Raw genomic sequence first — 786 nt, 5'->3', positions numbered from 1 at the left:
CACCGGGCTGAGCCCTCGCTGCTTCGGCAAACTGGTGACCGTCCTGCGGCGGGAAGGAGCCGATCAGGTGCGGCGGGGCCGGCCGTGGAGCCTGACGCTGGAGGACCGGGTGCTGCTGGTCGCGGCCTACTGGCGGACCAACCTGACGCTGCGGCAGATCGCCCCGCTGTTCGGGGTCTCGAAGTCCGCAGCCGACCGGATCATCGATCACCTCGGCCCGATGCTCGCCCTCCAGCCGCGCAAGCGGTTCCGCAAGGACACCGTGCTCATCGTCGACGGAACCCTGGTCCCCACCCGCGACCACTCCATCGCCGCCCCGTCCAAGAACTACCGGTACTCCACCAGCCACCAGGTCGTCATCGACGCCGACACCCGCCTGGTCGTGGTGATCGGCCGGCCCCTGCCCGGCAACCGCAACGACTGCACCGCATGGGAGGAATCCGGCGCCAAGGCCGCCGTCGGCCGGACCACCACGATCGCCGACGGCGGCTACCGCGGCACCGGCCTGGTCATCCCGCACTACCGCCGGCACGGAGAAGACGAACTGCCCGCCTGGAAAGAAGAACACAACGCCTCCCACCGCAAGGTACGCGCCCGCGTCGAGCACGTCTTCGCCCGCATGAAGAACTGGAAGATCCTCCGCGACTGCCGCCTCAAAGGCGACGGCGTCCACCACGCCATGCGCGGCATCGCACACCTGCACAACCTCGCCCTCGGCGGGTAGCTGGCCACCGGGCAGGCGGACCAGACACAGGCCCGAGACCATTTACGGGACAGCCTTTAGGG

At 69.5% G+C, this 786-nt stretch carries 1 protein-coding gene; it reads left to right on the top strand.

The genetic code is table 11. The features are described 5' to 3' along the window. Nucleotides 1–724: transposase (locus JNW98_RS35790; RefSeq protein WP_223772410.1), on the top strand; the 724-nt coding region annotated here is incomplete at its 5' end. Between the last annotated feature and the right edge of the window lie 62 nt (nucleotides 725–786).

It is taken from the genome of Streptomyces huiliensis, assembly GCF_020037025.1.
Classification (GTDB): Bacteria; Actinomycetota; Actinomycetes; order Streptomycetales; family Streptomycetaceae; genus Streptomyces; species Streptomyces huiliensis.
Note: the sequence above shows the minus strand (reverse complement) of the source record. Positions and strands in the feature narration are given on the sequence as shown.